This window comes from Exiguobacterium sp. HSB13 (assembly GCF_056764755.1).
The window spans coordinates 1-5,749 of record NZ_JBUZOM010000009.1 but is presented as its reverse complement, the minus strand read 5'-3'; the positions used below and the strand labels follow the sequence as shown (position 1 = coordinate 5,749).

6 protein-coding genes are annotated in these 5,749 nt (G+C 46.4%); 2 read left to right on the top strand and 4 right to left on the bottom strand.

Annotated features, from left to right (window positions below; all coding sequences use genetic code 11):
* Window positions 1-913 precede the first annotated feature (913 nt).
* Both ACZGCQ_RS16695 and ACZGCQ_RS16690 read left to right on the top strand, forming a co-directional pair.
* Window positions 914-1,381: a hypothetical protein gene (locus ACZGCQ_RS16695; RefSeq protein WP_341090780.1), complete on the top strand. Its 468-nt coding sequence runs from the start codon at window positions 914-916 to the stop codon at window positions 1,379-1,381.
* A 13-nt stretch (window positions 1,382-1,394) separates the two neighbouring features.
* Window positions 1,395-1,601 (top strand): hypothetical protein, encoded by a 207-nt coding sequence (locus tag ACZGCQ_RS16690; RefSeq protein WP_481266875.1) that lies wholly within the window; start codon window positions 1,395-1,397, stop codon window positions 1,599-1,601.
* 250 nt (window positions 1,602-1,851) lie between these two features.
* Here the strand turns inward: ACZGCQ_RS16690 and ACZGCQ_RS16685 are convergent, their stop codons facing one another.
* From ACZGCQ_RS16685 to ACZGCQ_RS16670, 4 genes are all read right to left on the bottom strand, one after another.
* Window positions 1,852-3,216, bottom strand: coding sequence for a relaxase/mobilization nuclease domain-containing protein (locus ACZGCQ_RS16685; RefSeq protein ID WP_481266874.1), 1,365 nt, complete (start codon window positions 3,214-3,216; stop codon window positions 1,852-1,854).
* Window positions 3,183-3,512 carry a MobC family plasmid mobilization relaxosome protein gene (locus ACZGCQ_RS16680; RefSeq protein ID WP_481266873.1) on the bottom strand — a complete coding sequence of 110 codons (330 nt, stop codon included), beginning with the start codon at window positions 3,510-3,512 and terminating at the stop codon, window positions 3,183-3,185. Before ACZGCQ_RS16680 ends, ACZGCQ_RS16685 begins: the two co-directional genes overlap by 34 nt.
* A 248-nt stretch (window positions 3,513-3,760) precedes the next feature.
* Entirely contained in the window at window positions 3,761-3,946 is a 186-nt protein-coding gene (locus ACZGCQ_RS16675; protein WP_481266872.1) for a CsbD family protein, read from the bottom strand.
* Between the two features lie 141 nt (window positions 3,947-4,087).
* Complete coding sequence (locus ACZGCQ_RS16670; RefSeq protein WP_481266871.1) at window positions 4,088-5,140, bottom strand: TIGR04086 family membrane protein; 1,053 nt, start codon at window positions 5,138-5,140, stop codon at window positions 4,088-4,090.
* Window positions 5,141-5,749: the final 609 nt, after the last annotated feature.

Genomic DNA, 5,749 nt, shown 5'->3' with positions numbered 1-5,749 from the left:
GCTCTTTAAACGAGTAGGTTCATCCAGCCGACGCAGTAGAATGGATCGGTCATCACCGCAGTTCCAGTAGGTGATGCGACGTTAGCAGGGGAAGGACGGAGAGCCCTGTACATAGCCTAAGTCCCGAAGGGATACGGTAAAGATCGTTGAGAGGTTCAGACGGGGTCATATGGTACGAGACCGTAGGCAGTCCCACGACAAACGGTGGGGAATTTCCTAGTAGGCGGCTGTATGATTGCTGTGACACGACGTATGACGGCTTTGGGCCGCCATACAGTGGGTTATATGACGAGTCGCCGAAAGGCAGCAAGGTAGGGCGTGGAAACGCCTTGTGTGCGCGAGAGCGCAGCGAGTCATATCGTAGGGGCGAGATTCCCCTGCAATCTTGGAACGCCTAGACATACGGATACCTCGTCCTACACTGGACGCAGTGCACCGATGGGCAGATTTAACTCTTTCCTTTTTGCAAGGGGTTAGTCTGCCCATCCAGCCGTTTTCCTCGCCTGCCTCCCGCAGTATGCCCTCGCTCTTCTGGTTCTACAAGTCTTTTTCATTAAAAAAAGGAATAGAAAGTGCCGGAAAGATGAAGATCAACGACGGGTTCATGTGTCGTGCGAGGGATGTTGAAGGAGGGAGCGAAGCGAGTCCATTCAACATCCCGCAGTGCGCCAGCAAGCGAAGTGAAGGCGTAAACGCCGGAACGAAGTGCGGTAGTACAGGAAAGCGAGAATCTTAAACAGGCATCCAGAGAGAAAAAAGGGATCTTGAGATGGGTTGTTTATATCAACTACCGAACGATCTGGAACAGCACATTTTAAAAAAAGAATGCAGGTGTCTAGCCCTATAAAGCAGAAACTTAAGAGGGTAAAAGGTTAAATAATAAGACAGTTATAGAATGTAAAGGGGGAGAAGCATGAGAGAAATGGAACTGACGATCCTTGACGTGACGGAACTGAACAAGCGTATGAAGTTCCTAGATATCGCGAAACAGCATGCTCCAGTAGGCAAGGAGAAGCTCCGAGAAGCCTTGAAACAGGCTGGGGCGACGTTCGACCAACAGACGAAGCGTTGGCAGATTGCTGGAGACCACCCGAATGCCCAGAAGCGTGTCCTGGACTTCGTCCAATCGACACGGGTGAAGGAGAAAAAGAATCGAGCGACGGATCCATTGCGTGTGGATCCGGTGACCGGACAGTCCCAACTCGACGATAGCTATTTCGAGATCGAGACGAAACCGCAACGAATCATCCGGAAGAAGGTCTCGCTCGACCTCGACGTGACGCTCCACAAGCGTCTGAAGCATATCGCACTCGAGAACGACGTGAAACTCTACGAACTCGTCGAAGGCGTCCTGCAGGACTACGTACGAAAGCAAAAATGAGGAGGATGAAAAAATGAAAACTTTAGCGAACTTCCGAAAAGATTTCGAAGAAATTCTTGAGGATCCGAACACGAATCGCCGTGACGTCCGATTGGCGAACTTGATGTCAGAGATGGAGGGGGCGATCCAAATCCCACTGCTGCAAAATATCGAGTGGGAAGCCCAGCATCCGGAAGAGATTAAATTGTATCGTGAAGTCTCGAACGCTCGCGTGCTCTGAAATCACAAAAAAACATCATCGTTGCGTGAAATGACAATTCCTCGCAACGATGACGACGCTGCAGAGCCAAGCACGAAAAAAACGGTCGAAATCGACCGTTTTCACAATCTTTTTTAATTAAAATCAGGGTAATTCAATGCCTGCTAGTGAAGCGACGAAACGAAATAGAAGATAGATCGGCACGAGGAATATGGCTGTCATCAGTCCTTGTTTTCCTGCGTCGAGCCATTCTGTCTTGAAGATTTTCCACTTAACGCTCGAAATCTTGCTCGTGAGACTTGTTGAGATGTCGTTTAGTTGCTGGTCGTGCCTGCTCTTGAGATTGTTCATCTCCGTCTCGATTTTCTGCGTGTTGTTCGCGAGCATCTGCTCGAGTCGGCTCTGTTGGGCGAGGATGTTGCTGTTCACCAGGTCGCCGATCTGCTCGAGTTCGTCGTTGATCAGTTTGTGGCTCGTGTTCAGTTGCTCGAGGTGTGTACTCTGAATGTTCTTCAGCTGCTCGTGAAGGGTTTGCTGGTTCTGACTGAGTTGCTTCGAGTACGTCCCGAGTAATGCCTGCAGTTGTTCGTTTGTTTTGCTGGTATGATTTTCGAGCGCTTTGCTTCGATTGCTCAAGCTTTCGGTTGAATTCTGTATAGTCGAAGTCAGAACTTCTTCCGTGCTCTTGCTGATCTGGACGAGGTTCTCGATCTCCTGTTGGAATGTCATCTCTTTCTGGACGACTTCCTGCAGCACGGTCGACAGATAGCCCTCGACGGCTCTCAGGCGCATCAGTAGCTCCTGCTCGTTCTCGATCAAAGGTGAGGGTGTCTGAAGGGTTTCCTGCTCCTGTTCGTTCCCCGTTCGGTATTCCGATGCTTCTTCCGACTTCACCATGTCGCGATTCTTCGTATCCAACTGACTTTTCAAACCCATCCTTAATGACCTCCCTCTCATAATCAGATCCTAGTTTGTTGTCTCGTACTCGTTTATTGTTTTCATGGTCGTAATAGGTCGTTGTTTTACCCCGTTCTCTTACCTCGATGTTGTGTTTCTCCGACAGGTAGCTTTTGAACTCTTCATAGCTTGCTGTGGCGTCTCTCGCTTCCTCGATCTTCGTCCGGATGTCGTCCTTCCAGGAAGACTTGCCCTTCTCGAGAAGGGCTTTCTCCGCCAATGTATAGCGAACGGGTGCCTCTCGCTTGAGGACGACCGACAATCCTTGCTCGAGACAGAGCTGATCGCTCTTCTCCCGAATCCGATGAAGGTCTTTCTTTGAGGATTGGTACTTGCTGCCGTTCTCGAAGTTCACGGCATTGATGATGATGTGGTTATGGATATGCTCCTTGTCCGTATGCGTGTAGATGACGGCTTCATGCCCCTTGGAGATGGATCGAGCGAGTTCCTGCCCGATTTCGTTCGCTTGTCGTGCCGTCACTTCCCCCGGCTTGAAGGACTGGATGACGTGATGGGCTTGAATCCCGTCTGGTTTGCCCCAGAGTTCTCTTGTCGCCTTCATCTGAGACTTGGCGTACTCCGGAGGACAATCGACGCCTGATCGTTCTTCTGCCCGTTTCTCCGCATAGGAGATCAGCTTGTTGGCTACTTTTGTATTGCCGAGTTGAATTGTTGCCATATCTGATTCAACTCCTTCTGTAGATTGACCAGTTCCTCTTTCGGAACTGTCTTGCCCTCATTCGCGTGCTTGCTCATCTGGTTCACGTTGTTCCCGATGGCACGCAACTGACGGGCAATCTCGAATGCGCCCTCCCGATCGATCTTCGGGGGTCTCATTCTCGCTCCTTGTGCCTGCTTCTTCACATAAGCCGGCACACTCATTTGAAAACTTTCTGCTATCTCAGAAAGTTTCTCAAACTCGTCTTCACTCACACGAAAATTGACCTGTCGGTTCTCTTTTCGGTTCGCTTTCATAACAACCGCCCCCTCTGAATACATACGAATTATGCGCCGAATGATGGACGAGTAAATGCCCTTACTCGTCCATCATATTCTATGCATAGAGGGGTTGGCAAGCTTCGTATTTGCTAGCCACTTCGTGACGCACATACAGCTTGTCGGGGGTTTCCCCGAGCCCCTTTCTCTAAAAAATTAGAGACTGTTTTTTCGTCACTCAGACGAAAAAAGGTACTTCCTTTAGGAAGTACCTAAAAACGAAAGCCTTATTTCTTACCTTCGAATTTTTGTTGGATGTTTCCGGCGCTATCTTTCACATCGCCTTTAAACTGATCTTTCTTTCCTTCTCGTTCTGTTGATTTATCTCCAGTTGTCTTTCCTAAAAGCTCTTTCGCTTTTCCGGCAACTTTATCGACAAGACCATCTGCTTTTTTATCTGCTCCAGTAGACATAAAAAAATCTCTCCTTTGTATTTTTAGGTATATGTGAGTAGTTCCCGAATGCGTTTATACAAAACGTGAGAAAGCCTTCCCAAGTGTAAGTTACGTATTTTTACATAAAAAAAACGATCCCGAAGGATCGTTTCTATACGTTTACTGGTTGGCAACTTTACCACGCGAAGCTACTCGTGAACCGACAATACCTGCAATTGATGTGACAATCATAGTAAGCAAGAGAGCTACAAATCCCCAGATCGAAACTTTGGCAGCTGTTTGAGTTGCTTGTTCTGTTTGGACACGGACATCTTCGACCGTTTTCTTAAGATCAGCTGACGTTTCTTCTAGTGTTTGTTGTGCGTTCTCGATTTGTTTACTTGTCTCACTTGTTGCTTGATTCAAACCATCAACGATATTTTTCGTAGCTTCATCAGCTTCTTTTTGTGAGAGGTCTGTATTTTTAGCTACTGCTTGTGCAATCGCGTCTTCATCTACTGAGTTTTGAATTTTTTCAGAACGCTCTGTTAACGAATCGCCCAGGTCTTTTACAATCTTATCGAAGTCTTCAGGTTTCGTGATTGCTTGTTTCCCAGCTTCAGTGACGTCATCTTTTACAGCATCCAGTTGTCCTTGAAGGTAATCAGGTTGTAGTTCTGGAATGTCAGTATCTTTTAAAACATCTTCCACGTTACCTTCAAGCTCTTTTGTATCTACATTTGAAACGTTTTTCGTTACTGAATCGAATCCAGAACTTACAGCATCCGTTGCTGTTGATGCGACAGAACTAACACCTTTTCCTGCTGCGCCTCCAACAGAACCTAATACAGATCCTACTGTTTGGAACGTATTAATCGTTGTGAATGTTAGAAGTGCCACGAGTAAGAGGATGCTTGTCGCCCAAGTTAAAAATCCGTGAACAAGTCCTGCGCGAGAAGATGTCACACCTGCAATGAATCCAGCAGCAAACAAAGAAATTAGTAATGATAAAACAGCCCAGATAATAAGTCCTGTTCCTACACCGTCAAATGGATTGTTCGATGTTACGTCTGTTACTCCGAGACCAATTGCAGAACCAATTAAACTGAACATGATTAATAACGATAAGAATGTGACAACACCTGCGAAGATCGATCCCCACGACATATTCCGTCCTGCTTCATCTGTTTCCGAACGGAAATATGAAGAAAATCCTTTTCTTTTTTGTTCCATAAAAACCACTCCAAGTCATTCAAATTAGTAAAAATGATTACTGTAGTGGATTTCCCGATTTCATTTTTTGAAAACAATCTAAGTGTTTTCAAGTGTTTTATGGTTGAAAAAGCTGAGGGAGATCTTAAATAATTTGAAAAAAACAAAATTAATCGTTGTCAGAAAATTGATGTAAGCGTACAATAATCAGTAACAAAATACGGACGGAATAACAAAAAACGCCACTTCTCCCATCTGCTCGTTTGGCGACGAGTAGATGATCAACGAAGTGACGCTTTTGAATAGCGAGTGCTGAAACACTTGCTATTGATCGTTGGAGGCACACAGCACGTGACTCCAACTTAGATGCACTTATCATACTAAGGAAACCTTTAATGTTCAAGGTTTTAGTGTAGAAAAAGGACATCGTTCAGTAGCAAGTTTCACGAAACTCGCTACTGAACGATGTCCTTTTTGTTTTGGTCTTACATAAAAAGAGGTCAGCACTCGCTCTTTAAACGAGTAGGTTCATCCAGCCGACGCAGTAGAATGGATCGGTCATCACCGCAGTTCCAGTAGGTGATGCGACGTTAGCAGGGGAAGGACGGAGAGCCCTGTACATAGCCTAAG